Here is a 25,407-nt window from a genome sequence, read left to right on the forward strand (position 1 = left end):
CAATACCATGCACCTTTAAATTTCCGATATTTAGACTTTAAATTTTTCGATGATTGTCGCCTACTTTCGACAATTTCGCGCTTCCCACCACCCTCATTATTACCTACCCAGAAACCCGGTTTCTTAACATAATTGCGTCATTTAAGCAAGATTATTGAAGAAACCGGGTTTTTTAAGCCCGCAGTGCGTAAGTAAGTAGGTGCAAATAAACTGGGCCGCTTGTCAGAGAATGTAAAGCTACCATAATCGCAAGAGAATTGCTTCGTTTCACTGCATTTCACTCACTTTTGACTACCTATGTATTTTGCCGATCATCTACTTAAATCTCGATCGCCTATCTCCTATATACCATCTAAAACTCACTCTTTCCCTCATTTTCAGTCCGCAGCCGCACCGAATCAGCGTGAGAAGGAAGCCCCTCTGCTTCCGCCAAAACATTAATCGCCCTACTCACCTTCTTAAGTGCAGCAGGCGAATATTGAATCAAACTCGAATGCTTCATAAAAGTTTCGACACCCAGCGGCGACGCATAGCGCGGAGCCCCAGAAGTCGGCAAAGTGTGATTCGGGCCAGCCAAATAATCACCTACAGCTTCCGGCGTCGATAAGCCCAAGAAAATCGCCCCAGCGTGGCGAATTTGGTCGAGCAAAGCCCAAGGATCTGCAACTTGCAATTCCAAGTGTTCCGGGGCAAACTCGTTAGATAGTTCCGCCGCCGCTTTGAGCGAGTCAACTACTACGACTAAACCATAGTTGGCGATCGCCTTTTCTGTTAAAGTTCGGCGCGGGTGATTTGCCAACTGTCTGTCTACCTCAGCCACCACCTTCCTAGCCAGCACCGAGTCCGCCGTCAGCAAAATTGCCGACGCCATCGAATCGTGCTCGGCTTGAGCCAACATATCCGCAGCCACGTGCACAGGATTCGCCGAACCATCAGCAATAATCAACACTTCCGACGGGCCAGCCAGAGAATCGATCCCCACAGTCCCGTAAACCAGTTTTTTAGCCAGGGTGACGTAAATATTCCCCGGCCCAGTAATTAAATCCACCTTCGGAATAGTTTCCGTACCGTAGGCTAAAGCTGCGATCGCCTGCGCCCCGCCTACTCGATAAATCTCATCAACTCCCGCTTCCTGAGCCGCTACCAGCACCGCAGGATTCATTTTCTTCTCCTGTCCGGGGGGAGTACACATCACCAGTCTCGGCACCTTGGCGACCTTCGCAGGCACCGTATTCATGATCACCGAGCTTGGATAGGACGCCTGACCGCCAGGAATGTAGATTCCCGCTCGATCGACCGGCGTGTAGCGCTTGCCCAAAACAATTTCGTCATCACCAAACTGCACCCAAGACTTGGGTACGCGCTGTCGGTGAAACGCCTCTACCTGTTTGCAAGCCAGCCGGATTGCATTTAATAATTCTTTCGACACCTGCTGGTAAGCAGCATCCAATTCGGCACCACTCACCCGTAAATCTTCCACATTTAGGGTCATGCGGTCAAATTCAGCAGTGTAGTGCAGCACAGCCTGATCGCCTCTGCGCCTTACAGCTTGCAGCACCTCCCGCACGGTGGCTTCTTTGTGAACAACAAGTTCGTCATGGGTGCGATCGCAGATCCGTCGCAGTTCAGCTTGTGCCTCAACCCACTGAGTAATGATTCGCAGCATGGAGATTAGGAATGCCGTCTATAACTTCACTAACATTTGCTTGACAATTGGGGATTTTTGTGGGGATCTCCTAGAGAAGTAGGCTACCACCAGTCCACAAGCTTAAACCGCGAGAGTCGCGGCATTTTCCCAGGCTTCAGTGCAGCGTTTAAATCTCTGTCGAGGATTTTGCAACACTGAGGACAAGTCACAACCTTCTCTCTTGAATTGCCCGCCAGAGAACCGATTGCGGATGGAGAGGGTTGGAACGCAGAGGGGGAGAGTGTCCGACCCCGATAATATCCGAGAGGGAGAGTGTTCGAGCGGGAGAATTTTGATTCTGCCTTCTACCTTCTACCTTCAGATCCGGCTGTCTTCTACCTTCTACCTTCAGCTTTTTACCTTCTACCTTCGGTAAGTGCTTCTTGGCGAAGCCCAAATAACCCGTATTCTTTGTTATAGCTTAACTTGGATTTTTCAGAGAATTGGATTTTAAGCAAAATAGGTGCTATATTAGTTTTTCCAACACCTGATAATTTTTTTATAAAAAAACGCCAAATTATTGTATACTTGAAAATTGCGCGCAAGAAACCGTGACTTTAACTCGTGACGGTGGAAACACCGCAAAACGCCTCCGTAACACCCGTGTCATACCTTTGGGTATTGTCAGGGGTAAAAAACAGGCAGTTAAATGAGTCAATAAAAAATTATTGCGCGGGCGTCGCCAAAAAGTAGCCACAGACTCAGCTCAATCTGAGCAAATGGAGAGTGGCTGTCTCACTCCGCCCTTAAAAATCAAGCTTTTTGCGGATTGCTCCCGAAAAGGTTGTCCTTCAAAATCCCCGTGTCTTGAGACTGTCTTGAGACTAGGGTGTATCAATGAATACCTACTTCCAGCAACTGAACTATGGCAAATATTAAGTCCGCCGTCAAACGAGTCAAAATCGCCGAACGTAACCGCTTGTACAACAAATCTTACAAGTCAGCGGTCAAAACTTTGATGAAGAAGTATTTCGCTGCCGTAGACAAGTACGCCGCAGCTCCGAGCCCGGAATTAATGCAAGAAGTACAGCAGCGAATGTCTGAGGCCTACAGCAAAATTGACAAAGCTGTCAAAAAAGGTGTACTCCACCGCAACAACGGCGCTCGTAAAAAGTCCCGCTTGGCAAGAACCCTCAAGCCGCACGAAGTATCGGTAGCATCTTAAGGAAGCAGAAAGTTCGGCAACGAAGCAGTGTACAAGATTGAAGGGATGGATGTTGAGGGAAGAAGTCAAGCGTGAAGCAGTCAAGCGTGAATCAGGAAGAAGGAAGGAAGAAGACGGAAGATTTTTCCGACACACTCTCTGCCACTCCCACTCCCAGACTCTCTCACTCCCCCCTCGCCCTATCCCACCAGGACTCTACCGTATCACCTCTAATCTGCTTCCCCCATGCAGCTCATCGACACTCACGTTCATATCAACTTTGAGACCTACAAATCTGAGTTAGAAGCCATTCGAGAACGCTGGCGCGAAGCTGGTGTAGTTCGGCTGGTTCATTCTTGTGTAGAGCCAGAAGAGTTTGCCGGCATTCAAGCAATCGCCAATCAGTTTGCAGAAGTCTCGTTTGCGGTTGGACTCCACCCCCTAGATGCGGACAAGTGGAAAGACGAGACTGCGAGCCAGATTAGGGAATTAGCAAGTTCGGACTCTAGGGTAGTGGCGATCGGCGAAACCGGACTGGACTTTTATAAAGCAGACGATCGAGAACACCAGTTTAAAGTGTTTGAGGCACAGCTTGAAATCGCCCAGGAACTTGACAAACCAGTCATTATCCACTGTCGCGACGCCGCCGCCCCAATGGCCGAAATGCTGAGGAACTTTTGGCAAACACGCGGGCCAGTGCGCGGGGTCATGCACTGCTGGGGAGGCACACCCGAAGAAACCCAGTGGTTTTTAGACCTAGGTTTCTACATCAGTTTTAGCGGAACAGTCACCTTTAAAAAAGCCTTGCAAATACAAGAATCAGCTTGTATGGTAAATAGCGATCGCATCCTAGTCGAGACAGATTGCCCTTTTCTCGCCCCCGTACCCCAGCGGGGAAAACGCAACGAACCAGCCTATGTCTACTACGTAGCCGAGCAAGTTGCTAAATTGAGAGGAGTTTCTCTCTTAACTTTGTCCCAGCAGACAACCAAAAATGCCTGTCAGCTATTCGGCTTTTCAGTTTAGCTTATTCAGAACAGAGAAACGAGGAAAACAGGTCGATTTAGGGGCAAGCGATAGGGACAATCCCATTTATATCCTGCCAGAAAAACCGGATTCATCCTTTATGGGAGATTCTTTTGGCGTTGCCTGTTGCGATCGGATTTGCGTCCTATAATAAAAAGAACCGACCGATCGGGCGTTGGCTGAGTATCCGATCCTGCGATGTCGCCCGGTAACTACCAACACAGCGCGAGTACCCTAACCTTCGAGATCGGTCAAAACTTCACGCAATACCTCAAACTTACAGATCAGAAGAAACTTGGAACCTCAGCAATTTGGCAATAGCTGTCAAGTCAATTTTAGGAGTCAAAAGTGTAGGGAATTTACCCCGGTATACCACGATATCAGAGCTAAAAGCATCTCGATCGAAACTAAAATCCGCACAAAAATACTGCGAGCCACCAGCAAAAATAACCGTTGCAGTAGTTGGCAGGCGATCGAAAACATCATATAAATTCTCTCACACAATCAATCAAAAAAACGCAACAAGGTAAAAAAGCCCAGCCTTGGCGCCATGTAAAAAGCTAGAGCCACTGCGGAAAAAGGACCCCCATGACCACTAAAGATTACACAGAATTCGCCTTCACCTTGCCCGATTTGATCGAGATCCAGCGGGCAAGTTTTCGCTGGTTCCTAGAAGCCGGGCTGATCGAAGAACTCGACAGCTTCTCCCCGATCACAGACTACACGGGGAAGCTGGAACTCCACTTCATGGGCAAAGACTTCAAACTCAAGCGCCCGAAATACGACGTGGACGAAGCCAAGCGCAGGGACAGCACCTACTCGGTGCAAATGTACGTACCCACCCGCCTGATTAACAAAGAAACAGGGGAAATAAAAGAACAAGAAGTCTTCATCGGCGACTTGCCCTTGATGACCGAGCGCGGCACTTTCATCATCAACGGCGCGGAACGGGTGATTGTCAACCAAATCGTGCGTTCCCCCGGCGTCTACTACAAATCGGAAACCGACAAAAACGGTCGCCGTTCCTATAACGCCTCGCTCATCCCCAACCGCGGCGCTTGGCTCAAGTTTGAAACAGACAAAAACGATTTAGTCTGGGTCAGAATCGACAAAACCCGCAAACTATCGGCTCAAGTGCTGCTCAAAGCCCTCGGACTCACCGACGGCGAAATCTACGACTCCCTGCGCCACCCGGAATACTTCCAAAAAACGATCGAGAAAGAAGGACAATTCGGCGAAGAAGAAGCTTTGATGGAGCTCTATCGCAAACTCCGTCCAGGCGAGCCCCCCACCGTGGCGGGCGGCGAACAGCTCCTCAACTCGCGCTTTTTCGACCCCAAACGCTACGATTTGGGCCGAGTCGGCCGCTACAAACTCAACAAAAAATTGCGCTTGACAGTCCCCGATACGACGCGGGTGCTGACATCGCAAGATATCTTGACGGCGATCGACTACTTAATTAACCTCGAATTCGACATCGGCTCCACCGACGACATCGACCACTTAGGCAACCGTCGCGTCCGCAGTGTCGGAGAACTGCTGCAAAACCAAGTCCGAGTCGGCCTCAACCGCTTAGAACGGATTATCCGCGAAAGAATGACTGTCTCGGATGCCGACTCCCTCAGCCCCGCTTCTCTGGTCAACCCCAAACCGCTGGTAGCAGCAATCAAGGAATTCTTCGGTTCCTCCCAGCTATCCCAGTTCATGGATCAAACCAACCCTCTGGCAGAACTGACTCACAAACGTCGGCTTTCCGCCCTAGGCCCTGGAGGTCTGACTCGGGAACGCGCCGGGTTTGCAGTGCGGGACATTCACCCCTCCCACTACGGCCGGATTTGCCCGATCGAAACACCAGAAGGCCCCAACGCCGGTCTGATCGGTTCCTTGGCAACCCACGCCCGCGTCAATCCCTACGGCTTCATTGAAACTCCTTTTTATCCAGTAGAAAAAGGACGGGTGCTGCGCGACAAAGCCCCTGTTTACATGACAGCCGACGAAGAAGACGATTTGCGCGTCGCCCCCGGAGACATCAGCCTCGACGAAGACAACAACCTCTTGGGCGAAACCGTAGCCGTCCGCTACCGCCAAGAATTTACGACGACTACACCGATGCAGGTGGACTACATGGCGATTTCGCCGGTGCAAATCGTCTCCGTCGCGACATCGCTGATTCCGTTCTTGGAACACGACGACGCCAACCGAGCTCTGATGGGATCGAATATGCAGCGGCAAGCTGTGCCGCTACTGAAACCAGAACGGCCCCTAGTCGGTACGGGCTTGGAAGCTCAGGCCGCCCGAGATTCCGGGATGGTTGTGGTTTCCCGGATCGACGGCGAGGTGATTTATATTGACGCTACCCGGATTATTGTCAAGCCGCTGGCTGTAGATGCGGAATCGAATTCCAGCGAAGAACATTTCCTGATTCGGGAATACGACGATCTCAAAGTCAAACAGCCCTCGGTTTGGAAGCAAAAATATGCTGGCTGCATCGAACACGAACTGCAAAAATATCAGCGTTCTAACCAGGATACTTGCTTAAATCAGCGTCCACTGATTTATGAGGGCGATCGAGTCGTAGCAGGTCAAGTGCTCGCCGATGGTTCCTCCACCGAAGGAGCAGAACTCGCTCTGGGTCACAACATCCTCGTAGCTTATATGCCTTGGGAAGGCTACAACTACGAAGACGCGATGCTAATCAGCGAGCGTTTAGTGTACGAAGATGTCTACACTTCGATCCACATTGAAAAATACGAAATCGAAGCCCGCCAAACCAAACTCGGCCCCGAAGAAATCACCCGTGAAATTCCTAACGTCGGCGAAGACGCGCTGCGCCAGCTAGACGAACAAGGAATTATCCGCAAAGGAGCCTGGGTAGAAGCCAGCGACATCCTAGTCGGCAAAGTAACCCCCAAAGGCGAATCCGACCAACCGCCGGAAGAAAAACTGCTGAGGGCAATCTTCGGCGAAAAAGCCCGCGACGTGCGCGACAATTCCCTCCGCGTCCCTAACGGCGAAAAAGGTCGCGTGGTGGACGTGCGAGTGTTTACTCGGGAACAGGGCGACGAACTGCCCCCCGGCGCCAACATGGTCGTCCGCGTCTACGTAGCTCAAAAGCGGAAGATTCAAGTCGGCGACAAAATGGCCGGCCGCCACGGAAATAAGGGTATTGTGTCCCGGATTCTGCCGATGGAGGATATGCCTTATTTGCCCGACGGGACTCCCGTTGACATAGTGCTCAATCCCTTGGGCGTACCGTCGCGGATGAACGTGGGTCAGATTTTTGAATGCTTGCTGGGATGGGCGGGCGAAAATCTGTCGATGCGGTTCAAGATGGTGCCTTTTGATGAAATGCACGGCGCAGAAAAGTCTCGCGAAACCGTACACGGCAAGCTACAGGAGGCACGCGAAAAGACCGGCAAGCCTTGGGTGTTTAACGAAAAGCACCCCGGCAAGACAATTGTCTACGATGGCAGAACTGGGGAACCGTTCGATCGCCCGATCACAGTCGGCATCGCCTATATGCTGAAGCTGGTTCACTTGGTAGACGATAAGATCCACGCCCGTAGCACAGGCCCTTACTCGCTGGTAACGCAGCAGCCTTTGGGTGGCAAAGCGCAGCAGGGGGGTCAGCGGTTCGGAGAAATGGAAGTCTGGGCTCTGGAAGCGTTCGGCGCAGCTTATACTTTGCAAGAGTTGCTGACTGTGAAGTCGGACGATATGCAGGGGCGGAATGAAGCGCTGAATGCGATCGTCAAAGGCAAAGCTATTCCGCGCCCAGGTACGCCGGAATCTTTCAAGGTGCTGATGCGGGAGTTGCAATCTTTGTGCTTGGATATTGCTGTGCACAAGGTGAATACGTCCGACGAGGGCAGCGAGCACGTTGAGGTGGATTTGATGGCAGATGCTGGGGGCAAGCGATCGCCCTCTCGGCCTACTTACGAATCCCTTTCTCGTGACGAACTTGACGAGGATTAGGCATTAAAGATTAAAGATTAAAGATTAAAGATTTTTTGACCGGATTCAATTCTTTAATCTTTAATCGGCAATCTCAAATAAAAATGCCTCAGCAGTGGTACGAACACTGGTGAGGCGAATCAACGCTCTTAAGAGGAGAGACGCTGACATGACTATTGTAACAGTTGTCCCAGGAATAGAAGGAGAATTTGACCTGAAGACTGGCTGTATTAATTGGCAAGGGAGTAAGCTCAAAAATGGTTACGGGCGCAAGTGGCTCGATGGTAAAACGGTATTAGTCCACCGATTAGTCCTCGAATCAAAAATAGCAGGATTCCTCGGTTCCGGTTATTTTGCTTGCCACACCTGCGACAATCCAAGCTGCATTAACCCAGCACATCTCGTACCTGGAACTGCGGCTGAGAATACAGCGCAAATGATGGGGCGCGTTCGCAAAACTCCCCGACGCAAAAGTATTCCCGGTATTGGTAAACTATCGATCCAACAACTGCGGGAAATTCAGCGTCAATATTTAGCTGGAACCATGAAAAGCCACCTAATAAAAGAGTATGGCGTACACTATGAAACTATTACTAAGATACTTCAGGCAAATATTCCCGATAACTTCACTACAGTTCCCCCCGGTTTTGTAGGAGAAATTCAAGACAGTGGCTGCATAATTTTTCAAGGTGCAAAGGATGGTCAAGGTGGTTATGGCAGGTACTTTAAAAATGGGAAGTCCCAATCAGTTACTCGTGCTGTTTTAGCAGAGAAATTAGGATGTGAAGTGCCGACTTCGATAGATGCTTGTCATACCTGCGATAATCCTAGTTGTATTAATCCAGAACACCTTTGGGGTGGAACGCGCACTCAAAATTTATTAGATGCTTCTAAGAAAGGACGCACTCAAGGCAAAAGTCATCCCCTTTCCAATGCCAAATTAAATTGGAAAAAGGTGCAAGAAATTCGACAAAAACTAGCCGCAGGAGAGAGAGTGAAGGATATAGCTCAAGAATACAGTGTTGGTCGCAAAACCATACACGATATTAAGTATCACGTCACTTGGAAGGAAGCAGGCGAAGAGGTTCCAGTTCCTCGCAGGGGCGGATATCTCGATCGCAAATTGACTTTCGAGCAAGCTCTTGAGGTACGAAAAAGAATTAGAGGTAGAGAATCAATCTCTAAAATCGCTGATGACTTTGGAGTATCGTCAAGTGTCATCTCTGATATTAAAAATCACGTCACATATAGAGGAGTATAACATTGATTTAAGCCGTGAAACAAGCAACCAAAAAAGATAAACAACCACAAATAATCGACTGTAAATTATTAATTGGAGTCAAGAATGGCTAAAATAGAACAACGCTTTGATTACGTCAAGATTGGGTTAGCTTCACCAGAAAGAATTCGACAGTGGGGAGAGAGAACTTTACCCAACGGTCAGATTACTGGAGAGGTGACAAAACCGGAAACCATAAATTATCGCACGTTAAAACCTGAAATGGATGGCTTGTTTTGCGAGCGCATTTTTGGGCCTGCAAAAGATTGGGAATGTCATTGTGGGAAGTACAAACGAGTTCGCCATAGAGGCATTGTTTGCGAAAGATGCGGCGTTGAAGTAACTGAATCTCGCGTCCGCCGCCATCGCATGGGCTTTATCAAATTAGCAGCTCCAGTAGCTCACGTTTGGTATCTCAAAGGCATCCCGAGTTACATGGCAATTCTGTTAGATATGCCGCTGCGAGATGTAGAACAAATCGTGTATTTCAATGCCTACGTTGTCCTCAATGCAGGTAATGCAGAAAAGCTGCAATACAAGCAATTGCTCACGGAAGATGCTTGGCTGGAAATAGAAGACGAACTTTACAGCGAAGATTCCACACTCACAGGTGTAGAAGTAGGCATAGGTGCTGAAGCTTTGCAAGTTTTGCTGCAAAATATTCCGCTAGAAAGTGAAGCGGAAAAGTTGCGGGAAGATATTGCTAATGCTAAAGGTCAAAAACGGGCAAAGTTAATTAAACGTTTGCGGGTAATTGACAACTTCATCGCTACGGGATCTCAACCCGATTGGATGGTGCTCAATGTGATTCCGGTGATTCCCCCCGACTTGCGGCCGATGGTGCAGTTAGACGGCGGGCGTTTTGCAACGAGTGACCTCAACGACCTCTATCGGAGAGTCATCAACCGCAATAACCGCTTGGCGAGACTGCAAGAAATTCTGGCGCCGGAGATTATCATCCGCAACGAAAAGCGGATGCTTCAAGAAGCTGTGGATGCGCTGATTGACAACGGTCGCCGGGGCCGGACAGTGGTGGGGGCAAACAACCGCCCGCTGAAGTCGCTGTCGGACATCATTGAAGGGAAACAAGGCCGCTTCCGGCAAAACTTGCTGGGGAAACGGGTTGATTACTCCGGGCGTTCGGTGATTGTGGTGGGGCCGAAACTGAAAATTCATCAGTGCGGTTTGCCGAGGGAAATGGCGATCGAACTTTTCCAGCCTTTCGTTATCCACCGCTTGATCCGTCAAGGATTGGTCAACAACATCAAAGCTGCCAAAAAACTGATCCAGCGCAACGATCCCAGCGTTTGGGACGTGCTTCAGGAGGTGATTGAAGGACACCCGGTAATGCTAAACCGGGCGCCTACCCTCCACCGTTTGGGGATTCAAGCCTTTGAGCCGATTTTGGTAGACGGAAGGGCAATTCAGCTTCACCCGCTAGTCTGTCCGGCTTTTAACGCTGACTTTGACGGCGACCAAATGGCCGTGCACGTGCCTTTGTCTCTGGAATCTCAGGCGGAAGCGCGCTTGCTGATGCTGGCTTCTAACAACATTATGTCGCCGGCAACCGGAAGACCGATCGTTACTCCTTCTCAAGATATGGTGCTCGGTTGCTATTACTTGACAGCCGAAAATCCTGACGCTCAAAAAGGCGCCGGTCACTATTTCTCCAACCTTACCGACGCGGTTGTAGCTTACGAACAAGGAGTTGTTGACTTGCACTCATACGTGTGGGTGAGGTTTCAAGGCGCCATAGAAAACACAGAACCCGAAGGAGAACCGCTGAAGGTGGAACGCTCTACCGACGGTATCGTGACGAAAGAATACAAGTTCCGCCGGGTTCGGGAAGACGGAGACGGCAAGGTACTCAATCAATTCATTCGCACTACTCCGGGCAGGATTATCTATCACCAAACCATCGAATCGGTAATTAACAATTAGAAAGGGGTAAGGGTAAGAGGTAAGGGATAAGAGGTAACGGGTAAGAGGTAATGGGTAATAACTGACAAATAATCACTAACACATAATAGTGATTGAAACCGGAAAATTCACCCATTACTACTTACAAATACTTCAGCGACGTGGTTAATGAGCGAAGTCTAAGGGCAGTAAAAGTTACCCATTACCAAGTAGGTAGGTGCAAATAAACTTTATTATAGGAAGGGCAGGTGAACCCTTTCATCTCCTAGCTTAGCTCTATTCCTTATAGGCTAAACCAGCCCCTACAAAAGGCTAGTTGTTTTTTCCAGTCGCTCTACTTATCAATTACCAATTACCAATTACCAATTACCAATACTTCGGCTACGCGGTTCCTCAATCCTTCGGCTTCGCTCAGTGGAGCCGAAGTCGAACGGCAGTAAAAGTTACCAATTACCAATTACCACTACTCAGAAAAATGACAGAAAATAAGGAAATTGTTTTTCGCAATCGAGTTGTTGACAAAGGTCAGCTCAAAAAATTAATTTCTTGGTCCTTCATGCACTACGGAACGGCCCGTACAGCGCAAATGGCCGATAAACTCAAAGACTTGGGTTTCCGCTTTGCGACACGAGCGGGAGTTTCGATTAGCGTAGACGATTTGCAGGTTCCCCCGTCAAAACGATCGCTCCTAGATGCAGCCGAAGAAGAAATCCGCATCACCGAACAAAAATACACCAGAGGTGAAATCACCGAAGTCGAACGGTTCCAAAAAGTAATCGATACCTGGAACAGCACATCAGAAGACCTCAAAGACGAAGTAGTCAAAAACTTCCGAGCCACAGACCCCCTAAACTCGGTCTACATGATGGCCTTCTCCGGGGCGCGGGGAAACATTTCTCAAGTGCGGCAGCTAGTCGGAATGCGCGGATTGATGGCGGACCCCCAAGGAGAAATCATCGACTTGCCAATTAAAACCAACTTCCGCGAAGGACTCACCGTCACCGAATACATCATCTCTTCCTACGGCGCGCGCAAAGGCTTGGTAGATACAGCGTTGCGGACGGCAGACTCTGGCTATCTTACACGTCGCTTAGTGGATGTGTCCCAAGACGTAATTGTGCGGGAAGTGGACTGCGGCACCCAGCGGGGAATTCGAGTGCGGCCGATGACGGACGGAGCAACAGTGCTGATTCCCCTGAAGGATAGGCTGTTGGGGCGGGTGTTCGCCAAAGATGTGGTTCACCCCAAAACCGGGGAAATCGTGGCTTACGGCAGTGAAAAAGCCGTCCGAAATCAGCCAATTACCGAGGAGTTGGCGGGGGAAATTGGTAATTCTGGGGTGGGAGAGGTGTATTTACGATCGCCCCTGACTTGTGAATCAACCCGATCGGTTTGTCAGCACTGCTATGGCTGGAGTCTCGCCCACTTGAAAATGGTGGACATGGGAGAAGCGATCGGGATTATTGCAGCTCAGTCGATCGGGGAACCAGGAACCCAGCTCACCATGCGTACCTTCCACACCGGCGGCGTATTCACCGGAGAAGTCGCCAAACAAGAACGCGCCCCCTTCCCCGGGGTAGTGAAATTCAAGAACTTGCGTACTCGCTCGTTCCGCACCAGACACGGCGAAGAAGCACTGGTGGCAGAAAACAACGGCAAACTTGTATTTGAAGGCGACGGATTTGAAGAAGGGAAATCCGGCGCCAAAAATCAAAAACTGAAAATCGAATTGGCGATCGTCCAGGGTTCTACTCTGATGGTCAAAGACGGACAGCGCGCCATTCCCGGTCAAGTTTTGGCAGAAGTGCCGATCATCGGTCGCGCCGCCCGCAAAACCACTGAAAAAGTGACTACAGACGTGGCTTCCGACTTAGCGGGAGAAGCAAAATTTGCTGATTTGGTGCCTGAAGAAAAAACAGACCGCCAAGGGAACACAACCCGCACAGCCAGCAAAGGCGGGCTGATTTGGATTCTCTCAGGAGAAGTCTACAACTTGCCCCCTGGCGCCGAACCAGCGGTGAAAAATGGCGATCGCATTCCGGCCGAAAGCGTGATTGCCGAAACTAAACTCGTCTCCGAACATGGTGGCGTAGTCCGCATCGCTGACCCCAGAGAAATTGAAATTATCACCGCCCAAGTCCTGCTCGACCAAGCAGTCGTGCGGGCGGAAAGTGCAGGCGGCCGCGACCACTACACGATCGAAACAGCTTCTAAGCAGCGGTTTTCCCTCAAAACCGCTCCCGGGAGCAAAGTGATTAACGGGGAAGTCGTCGCCGAACTGCTCGACGACAGCTACCGCACAGCTACAGGGGGCATTGTCAAGTACGGCGGGGTGGAAGTCCACAAGCGGGGCAAAGCTAAACTTGGCTACGAAGTCGTGAAGGGGGGGACTCTGCTCTGGATACCGGAAGAGTGCCACGAAGTCAATAAGGATATTTCTCTGCTGCTGGTCGAAGATGGTCAGTACGTAGAAGCCGGTACAGAAGTCGTTAAGGATATTTTCTGCCAAACCAGCGGGGCAGTGGAAATCACTCAGAAAAATGACATCCTCCGGGAAATTGTGATTAAGCCGGGCACACTCCATGTAGTTGACCGCCCGCCGCTAACATTCGGGGAAGGTCAAATCGTCAACGCCGGTCAAGAAATTTTCCCAGGCTTAGTTGCCGAAGAGTTGGGCTATGCAGAGTATATCGAAACTCCCGAGGGCCCGGCTTTGCTGCTGCGGCCTGTGGTGGAGTTTCCGGTGCCGGATAAGCCACCAGTGCCTTCTCAGACGGCGCTGAATGAGTCGATCTCTTTGAAAGCGGTGCAGCGCCTCCCTTATAAGGATGGGGAGCGTGTCAAATCTGTCGAGGGATTGGAACTGCTGCGGACTCAGCTCATTTTGGAAATTGGTTCGGGAGCTCCGCAACTGGCGGCGGATATCGAGCTGCTGCCGGATGAGGAGGATGCTACGGCTTTTGGGGCGGACGGTTCGGGCCCGGCTTGGGGCTCGCCTGAAGACGTTAGTGCGTCGCAAGAGTTGGCGATGGCTGTGGCTGATGGGGGCGATCGAACTTCAAGGACTTTCCGCCTGCAGTTGGTGATTTTGGAATCGCTGGTGATTCGGCGGGATGTGTCTGCCGATCCGACTCAGGGAAGCACTCACACGCGACTGTTGGTCGAAGACGGGCAGTCGATCGCACCCGGGGCAGTAGTCGCCCGCACAGAGATTCTCTGCAAAGAAGCGGGTATCGTTCGCGGCATCCGTGAGGGGCATGGCGAACCAGTGCGCCGACTGTTGGTGATGCGAGATGCGGATTCTATTTCGATCTCTGTGGCGGGTACGCCGGATGTGAGTCCGGGTCAACTGCTGGTGGCTGGTACCGAAATAGCTCCGGGGGTTGTTCTAGAAGAGTCCGGCCAAGTTGTGAAGGTTGTACCTGCGTCGGAGACAGAATCGGCGAAACTCTTGCTCCGGGTGGCTCGTCCTTACCGGGTTTCGGCCGGTGCGGTGCTGCACGTAGACGACGGCGACTTAGTGCAGCGGGGTGACAATTTGGTGATTCTGGTGTTTGAGCGGGCAAAGACTGGGGATATCATTCAGGGTTTGCCACGGATTGAGGAACTTCTCGAAGGGCGGAAGCCGAAGGAAGCCTGTATTTTAGCCAAGCGGCCGGGGACGGCTCGCGTGGTTACGGATGACGATGTTGTGGAACTTGCGGTGATTGAGGATGATGGCCGGATTGAGGAGTATCCTTTGTTGCCTGGTCAAAACCCGATCGTTTCCGACGGACAGCGCGTAGGCGTCGCCGAAGCTTTGACCGACGGGCCTGCTAACCCTCACGAAATTCTGGAGGTGTTCTTCCACGTGCTCAAGGAGCGGCAGTCTACTTTTGAGGCTGCTTTGGAGAGTTTCCAACAGGTACAGACGTTTTTGGTGAATGAGGTGCAGTCGGTTTATCAGTCTCAAGGCGTAGATATTTCCGACAAGCACATCGAGGTGATTGTCCGCCAGATGACCAACAAAGTCAGGATGGAAGATGGCGGCGATACTACTATGCTCCCCGGTGAGTTGGTAGAATTGCGGCAGGTTGAGCAGGTGAATGAGGCGATGTCAATTACTGGTGGAGCCCCGGCGGATTATACTCCGGTGTTGCTGGGGATTACTAAGGCTTCGCTGAATACTGATAGCTTTATTTCCGCTGCTTCGTTCCAGGAGACTACGCGGGTGTTGACTGAGGCTGCGATCGAAGGTAAGTCTGACTGGCTGCGCGGACTCAAGGAAAATGTGATTATCGGCCGCCTGATTCCTGCGGGTACTGGGTTCAATGCCTACGAAGATGCTGGGGTTCAGGATGCGGGTTTTGATGGTGCTGTGTTTGATGACGACATCCACGATTTACAGGAGGATGTGGTACTTGATGACCGTACTGCGCGCCGCGCTTATACGATCGAGAGCGGTTTTGAGATCGGGCGCGGGTCAGAGCTTGAGGCTGATGAGGATTTTGAGGAAGTTGAGGTTGATGAGGACGATTTTGTCGCTGAGACTGAGGATGATGCCTTGGGACCCGATGTTGACGATGAGGATGATATCGGTTTTGACTTCGATGAGGACGAAGACTAATCATAGTTTTGAGATTGCATGAATGAGTGAAAAGCGTTGCGCTCGCTGAGGATAATTTGATTCGTCGCCGCAACGCACACTTCGATTTCATGAGTTGAAAAATCTCAAATTTTTCCTCACTAATTAACCGTCCGAACTCATAGCAGTGTGCGATGGGACATCGAAAGGAAGAAGGAAGAAGGAAGATTCAGAGTTTAAGCAAACTTTGTAATTCTAGAGTTTTTATTGTTTGTTGGTTCAAACAAACAATTCTTTCTTCCTTCTTCCTTTTTCCTTCTTCCTTCTTATTCCTTCTTGATGTATGCTTCACTCAATCAGGCAACAAAGCCTTGATTTGATTAACAAACTCTTGATGGTCTACCACAGGTTTAGAGATGTAACCGTCGGCACCGCTTTGATCCAGAAATGTTTCTTTATCACCAGCCATCGCGTGAGCAGTCACCAAAATAATCGGCAGCGATGCCGTTTGCGGGTCAGCTTTGAGCAGTTGAGTAATCTTAATGCCGTCAACAGATTTGCCCTGGTACACGCTGCGCGAAAGAGACACATCCATTAAAATCAAATCCGCTTCGCCGTTGGCAGCAATCTGCATCACCTCTTCAACATTTTCCGTGTGCTTCACGGCTAAGCCCCCCCGCTTAGTCAGAATTTTGGAAAAAACCCGAGCATTAACCAAATCGTCCTCTACAATCAGAACGGTTTTCATAAATAAATATGGGAAGTATAGAAACTTTGTGACTTTAGTCCAAAGAGGAACACGACACGGGGACTACATTCCCCGTCAAAAATGCAGAGTTTTTAGCGCCATCAGCCGGGAACCCTGCAAAACCCGTATGTATATCCTTGAGCCACTAGCTGTGAGAGGGTTTACAGATGCTTAGAAGCATCCAGTACCATCATTTAGACTACTACACACAGACAGTTTAGTTCTTTTTTATAACTAGACCTGGCACTGGTGAGAGTCTCCAGATTCTCAGATAGCAGGTTTCTAGTACAATCCAGGACGCATGGACGACGCCTCGCAACCGGGTTTTTGAGTTTCGGCGGGCTATAACGAACTATTGCTATGAAAAAACCCGGTTTCTGACTCCCCGTGCGTCCTGGACTTATAGTATCCTCTCTTTCGGTCAAGCCTGCGGCTTCTACCATTTTAGATTTTAGATTTTAAATTTTAGATTTTAGATTTTAGATTTTAGATTTTAGATGGGAACTGATTGACTGGATATCAGTTTGGATCACGGGCCTACAGTTGCATTATTTTTTTAACGGGTATTAGAGTCGGGAATGTGTGATAATTATTTTCCTTCCTCCTAATTAGAATCAAGCCATGTTTATTCACATCCTCCCGTCGCCACAGCATTCGGAGTAGCGAATCTGGCGGGGAATGCTGGAGATTCCAAATTCTCAGTTTTAACCCCTCAAAACGGCTTAAAATATCGACGCTTCCGTTGAGCAACAGGATGTCAGACTAGGAGATATCGCCCGGAGAGCTTTTGACTGATGAATTCATCAATATCGGCATTTTTGAGACTCTCAGCGAGTCACGGCCACGCTCTATGGTTGAATAAGCCCAAAACTTGGACTTCACTCATAGTCCAGTTGCCTCTACACGATCAGAACAGATACCAGTACCAGAGGTATTCCAATTCCGCTTACTTTTCTTTTTTAATACTTTCGGAGTCTTTCACGCTTGCCAAAATACGGTAAGCTCGATCTTCTACCATTGCTGCTTGATCCACGCTACGGTTGTACCGAGACGATCTCAATCTGGGGTTTCTCCTGAATAGAATATTTCTTCGTGTAGATGGTTATTCCTAATTGCAATTAAATTCTATCATAGATTGACGGGGACTCAAGTCCCTCGTGACGCTTTCCTAGGAAGAGCTACAGCATCACTACGTTCTGAGTTTCTGGCATTCCGTGTTCTCCTGTGAATCAACCTTCTCACGGCAGAAGGTAAATAGACAGGTAGGCGCAAAGGTCGGCAACATAGAGGTTAGGGTAAGAGTGGAGAGTAAGAGGCAAATGTTTCCCGTCTTCGGGACTCTGATTCTGCTTTCACAAGTTAAGTTTATTTTTATTCTTCAAATGGGCGGTTGGGTCGAACTTTCGGTTCGCCTGCGGCAAAGGCTTTTCAATCGAGACAGGGAACCTCGGCATTATTGACAGAGGCTGTTTTCACTCAGGAATTAACGGACACAAGGACTCATGGCTAAACAACTCAACCTACTTTCCGGGCAAGTAATTTCTACGCCTCTGCACGCCGAGATGCAGCAATCGTACCTCGAATATGCCATGAGTGTGATCGTCGGGCGAGCTTTGCCTGATGTCCGCGACGGTTTAAAACCAGTTCACCGTCGAATTTTATATGCGATGCACGAACTCGGTCTGACGCCAGACCGACCTTACCGTAAGTGCGCCCGGGTAGTTGGAGATGTTTTGGGAAAATATCATCCCCACGGCGACCAATCGGTTTACGACGCTCTGGTACGCATGGTTCAGGAGTTTTCGAGCCGCTATCCTTTACTGGCGGGTCACGGCAATTTCGGTTCGGTGGACAATGATCCGGCGGCTGCTATGCGCTATACGGAAACTAGGCTGGCACCGATCGCCCACGAAGCTATGCTAACCCAAGTCGGCGATGCAACTGTTGATTTTACTGCTAACTTTGACAGTTCCCAGCAGGAACCGACGGCGCTGCCTGCTCAGTTGCCGTTTCTGTTACTCAACGGCTGTACGGGCATTGCTGTGGGGATGGCAACTAATATCCCGCCGCACAATTTGGGAGAGGTGGTAGACGGTTTAATTGCTTTGATTGAAAACCCGGAACTATCGGACGAGAAGTTGATAGAACTGATTCCGGGTCCGGATTTTCCAACCGGAGGGGAAATCGTTGCTACAGAGGGCATTGTTGACGCCTACACTAAGGGTCGAGGCAGCATTGCGGTCAGGGGTGTGGCCGGGGTGGAAGAGGTGCCAGGTAATCGCAAGGTGCGTACTAAAACGGCGATCGTTGTGACGGAGTTTCCGTTTCAGGTAAATAAGGCGGCTTGGATTGAAAAGGTGGCGGAGTTGGTCAATGCTGGTCGCCTTGACGGTATTTCTGATTTGCGTGACGAGAGCGATCGCGAAGGCATTCGAGTTGTGATTGAACTCAAGCGGGAATTTACGCCAGAAGCGGTTCTCGCTCGCCTTTACCAACAAACTGACCTGCAAACAAATTTTGGCGCTATTTTGCTGGCAATTGTCAACGGTCAACCCCGACAGTTGACGCTCAGACAATTGTTGCAGGAATTTTTGGATTTCCGGGAGGTGACTCTTACCCGCCGGTACAATTACGAGTTGCAAGCTGCCGAACGCCGCTGTCATATTGTCCAAGGCTTAATGTTGGCTTTGACAAATCTCGATACAGCGATCGACATTCTCAGAAATTCTCCTGACGGCACTACTGCTAAGCAAACTTTGCAAGTTCGGCTCAATTTGAGCGAAAGTCAAGCTGATGCGATTTTGGCGATGCCGATGCGCCGATTGACTGGTTTGGAAAGGCAAAATTTGCAGTCGGAGTTTGATGAGTTGATGGGAAATATTCAAGAATTGCAGCGGTTGTTGAGCGACAGGCGCGAACTTTTGAAGGCTTTGAAGAAGGAATTTCGATCGCTCAAACGCAAGTACGCTGACCCCCGCCGCACTAAATTCGCCAAGGAAACCGGACGCGCGGGAAACGCCGAACCACAAGTTTCCGGTAAGAAGAATTCTGCGGTGAAACCGTTGTCGCCGGCCACGATTCAGCCTAACTTATTGCCCGTTCTAGAGGCCGAGGAAACTATTGTTGAATTTACGCACAAGCAGTACGTGCGACGAGTGCCGCCGGGGGAACGTCCGCGCTCGAAAAGTCGGGAAAAATCGGTTCCAGCTTTAGAAAAAAATGAAGATTTTATTGTGACGGCAAATCTGACAAAAACCGATCGCACTTTGGTCGTCTTAACTCCTAACGGCAAAGCTTACCCGCTGAAAGTCGCGGATATTCCTAATAGTAGCCCTAAAGACCGGGGAACGCCGATCGTCGGTTTATTGTCGCCGAGTGCTACTAAAGAAAGTGCCGGTCGCGCTTTTTCGGAAATCACAGTGGGACACTTTATTTTGCCGGAAAATTCGGAAGCGGCGGATTTAGTAACTCTGACTCAGCAAGGGAAAATTAAGCGTTTGCCGATGCAGGAATTTGCTGATTTGACTAATCGCGGCGTTACTGTTGTTAAACTCAAGGAGGACGATCAGTTACGCTGCGCGAGTCTGAGCAAAGTTGGCGAGCAAGTGGCGGTGGCAACTTCAGGAGGCCGAGTCCTCCGGTTTGATGTCGATGACGAACAACTTCCTCCAATGGGCCGCAGCGCCCAGGGTTCTCAAGTAACCAGGTTGCGGAAGCAGGAACAGTTGGTGGGTTGCATAACTCTCGACCCAGACGACAGTCTGGTGCTATTTTCGGAGTTGGGTTGGGCAAAACGAATGCCTGCGGGTTCTGTCAGACTTACTAACCGCGGCGAAATTGGCACTCAAGCTTTTCGCTTTGCAGAGCCTAAAGATGCTTTAGTTGGCTTGCTACGGGCTGTTCCGGGTACGGATGTTAAAATTTTTACTACAAGCGGCCGCTGGCTGCGATCGGCTACTGATGCTATAGCTTTTTGGGGGAAAGATGCTGCGGGCGATCGAGTTTTTGACCTCAATCCGGGTGAAAAAATTATCAAAGTTATCAGCAGTCAATAGTCATTGGGCATTGGGCATTGGGCATTGGGCATTGGGCATTGGGCATTGGGCATTGGCATGGAGCATTGGGGAATTAATCTGACTTCTTCCATCTGATTTCTGACTTCAACATCCATCCGTTAAATCATTTAAATCCTGTACACTGCTCGTTACCGAACTTCCTCCTTCCTTGAATATCTCAATTACCAATGCCCCATGCCCCATGCCCAATCTAAAATCTAAAATCTAAAATCTAAAATTGTTTGATGGCGCAAGTTGTATTAGAAAATATCTACAAAAGTTTTCCACTCCGCCAAGGAGAACAGGAAAAAGCAGCCAACAGCTTCGCAGAAAGTGTCTCGCCGGAGGCCCCTGGCTCAAGGTATAACAGCGTTTTGCGGCGAATTAACCTCACTGTCGAAGACGGGGAATTTATGGTGTTGGTGGGGCCTTCTGGCTGCGGAAAAAGTACTTTGCTGCGATCGATCGCCGGTTTGGAAGTCTTGACGGCCGGCCATATTTGGGTTGGCGATCGGCTCCTTAACGATTTGCCTCCTAAAGACCGAAATATCGCTATGGTATTTCAAAATTATGCTCTCTATCCTCACTTAACAGTTTACGATAATCTCGCCTTTGGATTGCGTCGCTCGGAAAGGGAGAAAGAAGAAGGAAGTTCGGCAACGAGCACTGTACGGGATCTAAGGGATACTTCGACTTCGCTCAGTACAAGTGTAACTGATAGAAGGAAGAAGGAACAAGGGAAAAGGGAAAAGGAAGCAGCTATAAAGAAGGAGCTAGAAGAAACCCGAGAGAAGGGAGAAGAGACAGAAAAAGAAGAAGGAAGCACGGATAAGGCCGAAAAAATCAGGAATCAGGTCAAAGAGGTTATTAATTATTTAGCTTCTAATACTTTAAACAACGAGCGAATATATGCTTTAGGGGAGGACTTTTTAGTAGGAGCAACTCGCAAGCTGCCTCGGGGTTTGCGCTATTTATCGGAACGGGAAAAGGCAGTAGGAGAACGAGTCCTGAAGGTAGCTGAATTATTGCAAATAGAATCTCTTTTAAATCGCTTGCCGAAACAACTTTCGGGAGGGCAAAAGCAGCGGGTAGCTTTGGGTAGGGCGATGGCTCGGAATCCTGAAGTCTTTTTGATGGACGAACCGCTATCGAATCTTGATGCGAAATTGAGGGCGGAAACTCGATCGCAAATTGTGCAGTTGCAGCGGCAGTTGGGAACTACAACTATTTATGTGACTCACGACCAAACTGAGGCGATGACTATGGGCGACCGCATTGCTATTATGAATGCCGGCCAGATCCAGCAAGTAGCTCAACCTCTAGAACTTTACAACAAGCCGGCTAATCTTTTTGTTGCTGAGTTTATCGGTTCTCCGCCGATGAATTTTTTGCCGGTGCAATTTACTGCCCCGCTGTTGATTTCTCATCCGCAATTTCGCTTTACTTTACCGGATATTTGGGCCAAAAATCTACAACAATATGACGGGCGAGGGCTAATTTTGGGCATCCGGCCGGAACATCTGAGCATTCACCCTCCTGCTACGAAAAATCTGTCGGTTCAAGTGGAAATTGTAGAGGCTTTGGGACACGAAACTTATTTGCGGGTCTGTTTGACGGATGCTCCTGCCGTGCGGATGCAAGTGCGGGTTCCTCCTGAGCGATCGATCCGTGTTGGCGAGGAGCTTTGGCTGGCCATTGCCCAGGACAAAATTCACTTGTTTGACCCTGATACTGAGTTAGCTATTTTTCCTCGTTAGGCAAAATCATAAAGGTCGATCGACCGTTATCACCGCTCTCACTATCCACAAAATTGCACTTTTGGCAAGTCACTGTTATATTAATTTACATAAGCCTTACAAAAGTTAACTAAAGGAGTTCGCACTATGCAAGAACAAAAACGCAACGCTTGGAAGTGGGGCTTCAGCGAAGGAGCCGAAAATTGGAACGGTCGTTTGGCGATGATTGGTTTCTCTGCCGCTGTCATAATCGAATTGGTTTCCGGTCAAGGCCTGCTTCACTTTTGGGGTCTGATGTAATTTTCTAGTTAAGACTTTTGTGACACTGCAAAGCTGGGGAGTTCCGTAACGGACTCCCTAAATTTTGGCAGCGCGATTTTGCCAGCAAATAGCCACTTGCTCCGGGCAGTTAGCAGCACAAAATTTAACAGCTATAGCCCAAACCGGGGCGGGGGGTCTCCCCCCCAAAAAAAAGAGTGCGAATCACTCTTTTGGGTGATGCTAGCAAATTACTCTAGCGGATATATTCTTTTAAGATGCTGTTCCGGTTGGGATGGCGCAACTTCCGCAGGGCTTTAGCCTCGATTTGGCGAATTCGCTCACGAGTGACGTTAAAGATTTGACCAATTTCCTCCAAGGTCTTCATCCGTCCGTCATCTAAGCCGTAACGCAGTCGCAGTACATCCCGTTCTCGGGGGCTGAGAGTATCCAAAACGCTTTCTAAGTCTTCCCTGAGCAAGTTTTTCGAGACTTGATCTTCGGGTGTTTCCCCGTCAGATTCAATAAAGTCTCCCAGACGAGAGTCTTCCTCTTTGCCGATCGGAGTTTCTAGAGAGATGGGCAACTGTGCGGACTTAGCAATGAACCGCAACTTCTCGATCGTCATCTCCATGCGGGTAGCAATTTCTTCTTCCGTAGGCTTGCGACCCATTTCCTGAGACAGGAGTTTGGTAGTTTTCTTGATCCGCGAAATGGTTTCGTAAAGGTGAACCGGCAGGCGGATAGTGCGCGATTGATCGGCTATGGCCCGGGTGATGGCTTGACGTATCCACCAAGTTGCGTAGGTTGAAAACTTGTAGCCTTTTTCGTGATCGAATTTTTCAGCGGCCCGGATCAGACCCAAGGAGCCTTCCTGAATCAAATCTTGGAAAGACAAACCGCGATTCATGTATTTTTTGGCGATCGACACCACCAAACGCAGGTTTGATTGCACCATTTTCTCCTTTGCCCGACGGCCGACGTGGAGTCGGTGACGGAATGCAGGGAGTGCCATATCTACAGCATTAGCCCATTCGCTGTCTTTGGGTTCGCGGTTATACTCTTCGAGCAGTTGTTCTCGAACTCGCTCTAATTCCAGCAAATCTGCAATCTTGCGGGCTAGTTCAATCTCTTCGTCAGCTCGCAGCAGTCGAATCCGACCGATTTCTTGCAGGTAAAGACGAATAGAGTCTTCAGTATAATGCTTTTTCTTAGCCTGTGCCCGACGGCGGGCTTTGGCGCCTTTGCCAGATTTAGGGTCTTCCTCAGATTGAGAGTCTAAGAATTCTTCTCTATCGTCTTCTTCGTCGATAAAGAGTTCTAACTCGCTCTCAGGTAGAACGCTTTCGGCGCTCCGAAGCAACTCGATTGTTTCCATTTCCGGTGTAATTGTGGTTTCGAGTACGGTGTTAGCCTGGATCATGCCGTCTTCCTCATGCTCCTGAATTAAAGAATAAATAACAGTGGAATAGTGTCTGTTTGTAGTTTAGACAAGTTAGCCAGTATTGACATTCCCGCAGGAAAAAATAGTGGGATTTTCGGTCTGCTAGCTGAATCTGTTACCGAAACTGCACCAGTTTTATCAGTCAAAGTTCGAGTTCTGGTTTGAAGCAGCCAGCGCCTTCAATTGAGCGCAGATTTTAACATCGCGACCTGGGATTGAGCGTGCGGCTTTTTTTTTCGGAGCGAGTGACCACATCATCTGTGATATCTTGCCCAGAGAAGCAAACCATGAAATGCGATCGATCGCACTTCCAAAAATACTGGCTTTTTTACTCGGTACTTCGAGCTTTTACCCGTACAAGTTTTCCGGCACGGAACCCTCTAACTTTTGTATTGGAGGTGTCGAACTTTTTATTCGCCTTGCTTTGACTCTGGTTGTCAGACATGACAGTTGCACGGCAAATTTTCGCCACCTTGGATGCTAGTCTGCTGCCTCAAATGCAACAGCAGAGCGTTTAAGCACCAAACGGGGAGAATCGGATATTGCAAAGACCTTCCCGATTGTAGCCTTTCTCACAAAAAATGGAAGTTGTTTTCCATTGTTGGTCAAGAACTAGGAAAACTCTGTCAGCTTAGCTTGACAATACTAACTCATGTCCGGCTCTGCTAAATCCTGAGAACGGCCCGCAAAAACTTTGGCACGATCAAACGGCGCTGTTTTCTGCGTATATCTGGGTGAACGGCTGCGGCGTAGTTGGCCAGACAGTTAGCAGACAATTTTTGAGTTGCCCAAATTGGAACCAATACAATCCGTGTAGATACACCCATCATTACCCTGTTTCCCTGAATTGAATCATACGCAATGTGCGATTGAATAAAGCTCGTAGCTTTAGTTTTAAGCCGGCCACTCTGGATTAGAGACCGACTCTGACCCCAAATGAAGCGTTGCGGGTTGAGTAGTGCAACAGGGGCTTTCATTGTTAAGTTAGCTCAAATCTCAGAAATTGGGTTTAATTTTCACGTTAAATCACATTAAGTTCTTAACGTCACATTCTTATTTAAGCAGTTCGACACGAGTTTGTCGCGTCAATGGCAAAAACCACCCGGATAAATTCTACTGAGAGTTAACCCGCCGCGCAACTCTCGGCTGCGGACTTCTCTAAATTTTTTTTGCTTTCGGTTCGCACTTGCGCGATCGCACTTTTTCTCACAAACCACACAATTCGCCATCTCCCGGAAGTATAACTTCACGATTCCTTTAAATATACCGTGACACTGTGAAGATTCCATAAAGCCCCTCAATCAATTTTAGGTAGCATTCCCGAATTGTCTTGATAATTTCAAGCAGACGAAACAAAAGCCACAGCGGGCGTTGCTGCAACTGTCGGCCGATGATAAGTCCGCCAGGGAAGAAAAATTTACCCAGTTAGCGATGTGCTTGCTATTGTTAGAGAAGGCATAAGCTGCAGGATGCACTTAAAGATGTGGAGTGGTAGGACGCGGGTGCGATGCTCAAAATTTTGTTATTATTTACAGCGTGTCCTCCGAAAGCACAGAGTCTCGCTTTATCCTCTCCTCTGGTTTAAATTATGT

General features: G+C 49.3%; 13 protein-coding genes. 9 read left to right on the forward strand and 4 right to left on the reverse strand.

The annotated features are described in order from the left end of the window. Positions 1–352: 352 nt before the first annotated feature. Entirely contained in the window at positions 353–1,666 is a 1,314-nt protein-coding gene (hisD, locus tag QT994_RS23385; RefSeq protein WP_333178770.1) for a histidinol dehydrogenase, read from the reverse strand. Between the two features lie 886 nt (positions 1,667–2,552). Here hisD and rpsT point away from each other — a divergent pair. From rpsT to QT994_RS23415, 6 genes are all read left to right on the forward strand, one after another. Beyond that, complete coding sequence (gene rpsT, locus QT994_RS23390) at positions 2,553–2,852, forward strand: 30S ribosomal protein S20 (RefSeq protein ID WP_006632886.1); 300 nt, start codon at positions 2,553–2,555, stop codon at positions 2,850–2,852. A gap of 225 nt (positions 2,853–3,077) precedes the next feature. Continuing rightward, complete coding sequence (locus QT994_RS23395) at positions 3,078–3,857, forward strand: TatD family hydrolase (protein WP_333178772.1); 780 nt, start codon at positions 3,078–3,080, stop codon at positions 3,855–3,857. A gap of 588 nt (positions 3,858–4,445) precedes the next feature. Next, positions 4,446–7,832 carry a DNA-directed RNA polymerase subunit beta gene (gene rpoB / locus QT994_RS23400; protein WP_333178775.1) on the forward strand — a complete coding sequence of 1,129 codons (3,387 nt, stop codon included), beginning with the start codon at positions 4,446–4,448 and terminating at the stop codon, positions 7,830–7,832. A 148-nt stretch (positions 7,833–7,980) separates the two neighbouring features. Beyond that, entirely contained in the window at positions 7,981–9,072 is a 1,092-nt protein-coding gene (locus QT994_RS23405; protein ID WP_333048305.1) for an HNH endonuclease, read from the forward strand. Positions 9,073–9,156: 84 nt separating this feature from the next. Continuing rightward, positions 9,157–11,031 carry a DNA-directed RNA polymerase subunit gamma gene (locus tag QT994_RS23410; RefSeq protein ID WP_333048306.1) on the forward strand — a complete coding sequence of 625 codons (1,875 nt, stop codon included), beginning with the start codon at positions 9,157–9,159 and terminating at the stop codon, positions 11,029–11,031. Between the two features lie 454 nt (positions 11,032–11,485). Beyond that, positions 11,486–15,616 carry a DNA-directed RNA polymerase subunit beta'' gene (locus tag QT994_RS23415; RefSeq protein WP_333048307.1) on the forward strand — a complete coding sequence of 1,377 codons (4,131 nt, stop codon included), beginning with the start codon at positions 11,486–11,488 and terminating at the stop codon, positions 15,614–15,616. 310 nt (positions 15,617–15,926) lie between these two features. Here QT994_RS23415 and QT994_RS23420 read toward each other — a convergent pair whose 3' ends face one another. Beyond that, positions 15,927–16,322 (reverse strand): response regulator, encoded by a 396-nt coding sequence (locus tag QT994_RS23420; RefSeq protein ID WP_006632892.1) that lies wholly within the window; start codon positions 16,320–16,322, stop codon positions 15,927–15,929. A gap of 1,502 nt (positions 16,323–17,824) precedes the next feature. Between QT994_RS23420 and QT994_RS23425 the strand changes: the two genes are divergently transcribed. The 3 genes from QT994_RS23425 to QT994_RS23435 all read left to right on the forward strand — a co-directional run bounded on the left by QT994_RS23425 (position 17,825) and on the right by QT994_RS23435 (position 22,413). Beyond that, positions 17,825–20,377, forward strand: a complete 2,553-nt coding sequence (locus QT994_RS23425) for a DNA topoisomerase (ATP-hydrolyzing) (RefSeq protein ID WP_333178778.1) — start codon at positions 17,825–17,827, stop codon at positions 20,375–20,377. Positions 20,378–20,622: 245 nt separating this feature from the next. Beyond that, on the forward strand, positions 20,623–22,134 hold the full coding sequence (locus QT994_RS23430) for an ATP-binding cassette domain-containing protein (protein WP_333178780.1): 1,512 nt from the start codon (positions 20,623–20,625) through the stop codon (positions 22,132–22,134). A gap of 126 nt (positions 22,135–22,260) precedes the next feature. Beyond that, entirely contained in the window at positions 22,261–22,413 is a 153-nt protein-coding gene (locus tag QT994_RS23435; RefSeq protein ID WP_333048310.1) for a chlorophyll A-B binding protein, read from the forward strand. Positions 22,414–22,627: 214 nt separating this feature from the next. Here QT994_RS23435 and rpoD read toward each other — a convergent pair whose 3' ends face one another. Both rpoD and QT994_RS23445 read right to left on the reverse strand, forming a co-directional pair. Continuing rightward, positions 22,628–23,794, reverse strand: coding sequence for an RNA polymerase sigma factor RpoD (rpoD, locus tag QT994_RS23440; protein ID WP_333048311.1), 1,167 nt, complete (start codon positions 23,792–23,794; stop codon positions 22,628–22,630). 686 nt (positions 23,795–24,480) lie between these two features. Further along, entirely contained in the window at positions 24,481–24,645 is a 165-nt protein-coding gene (locus QT994_RS23445) for a hypothetical protein (protein ID WP_242728775.1), read from the reverse strand. Between the last annotated feature and the right edge of the window lie 762 nt (positions 24,646–25,407).

It is taken from the genome of Microcoleus sp. S13_B4 (assembly GCF_036700885.1).
Classification (GTDB): Bacteria; Cyanobacteriota; Cyanobacteriia; order Cyanobacteriales; family Microcoleaceae; genus Microcoleus.

Bases quoted from the DNA above. Each gene is read 5' to 3' on its own strand.
- hisD (WP_333178770.1), bottom strand. From the start codon at position 1,666: ATGCTGCGAATCATTACTCAGTGGGTTGAGGCACAAGCTGAACTGCGA.
- rpsT (WP_006632886.1), top strand. From the start codon at position 2,553: ATGGCAAATATTAAGTCCGCCGTCAAACGAGTCAAAATCGCCGAACGT.
- QT994_RS23395 (WP_333178772.1), top strand. From the start codon at position 3,078: ATGCAGCTCATCGACACTCACGTTCATATCAACTTTGAGACCTACAAA.
- rpoB (WP_333178775.1), top strand. From the start codon at position 4,446: ATGACCACTAAAGATTACACAGAATTCGCCTTCACCTTGCCCGATTTG.
- QT994_RS23405 (WP_333048305.1), top strand. From the start codon at position 7,981: ATGACTATTGTAACAGTTGTCCCAGGAATAGAAGGAGAATTTGACCTG.
- QT994_RS23410 (WP_333048306.1), top strand. From the start codon at position 9,157: ATGGCTAAAATAGAACAACGCTTTGATTACGTCAAGATTGGGTTAGCT.
- QT994_RS23415 (WP_333048307.1), top strand. From the start codon at position 11,486: ATGACAGAAAATAAGGAAATTGTTTTTCGCAATCGAGTTGTTGACAAA.
- QT994_RS23420 (WP_006632892.1), bottom strand. From the start codon at position 16,322: ATGAAAACCGTTCTGATTGTAGAGGACGATTTGGTTAATGCTCGGGTT.
- QT994_RS23425 (WP_333178778.1), top strand. From the start codon at position 17,825: ATGGCTAAACAACTCAACCTACTTTCCGGGCAAGTAATTTCTACGCCT.
- QT994_RS23430 (WP_333178780.1), top strand. From the start codon at position 20,623: ATGGCGCAAGTTGTATTAGAAAATATCTACAAAAGTTTTCCACTCCGC.
- QT994_RS23435 (WP_333048310.1), top strand. From the start codon at position 22,261: ATGCAAGAACAAAAACGCAACGCTTGGAAGTGGGGCTTCAGCGAAGGA.
- rpoD (WP_333048311.1), bottom strand. From the start codon at position 23,794: ATGATCCAGGCTAACACCGTACTCGAAACCACAATTACACCGGAAATG.
- QT994_RS23445 (WP_242728775.1), bottom strand. From the start codon at position 24,645: ATGATGGGTGTATCTACACGGATTGTATTGGTTCCAATTTGGGCAACT.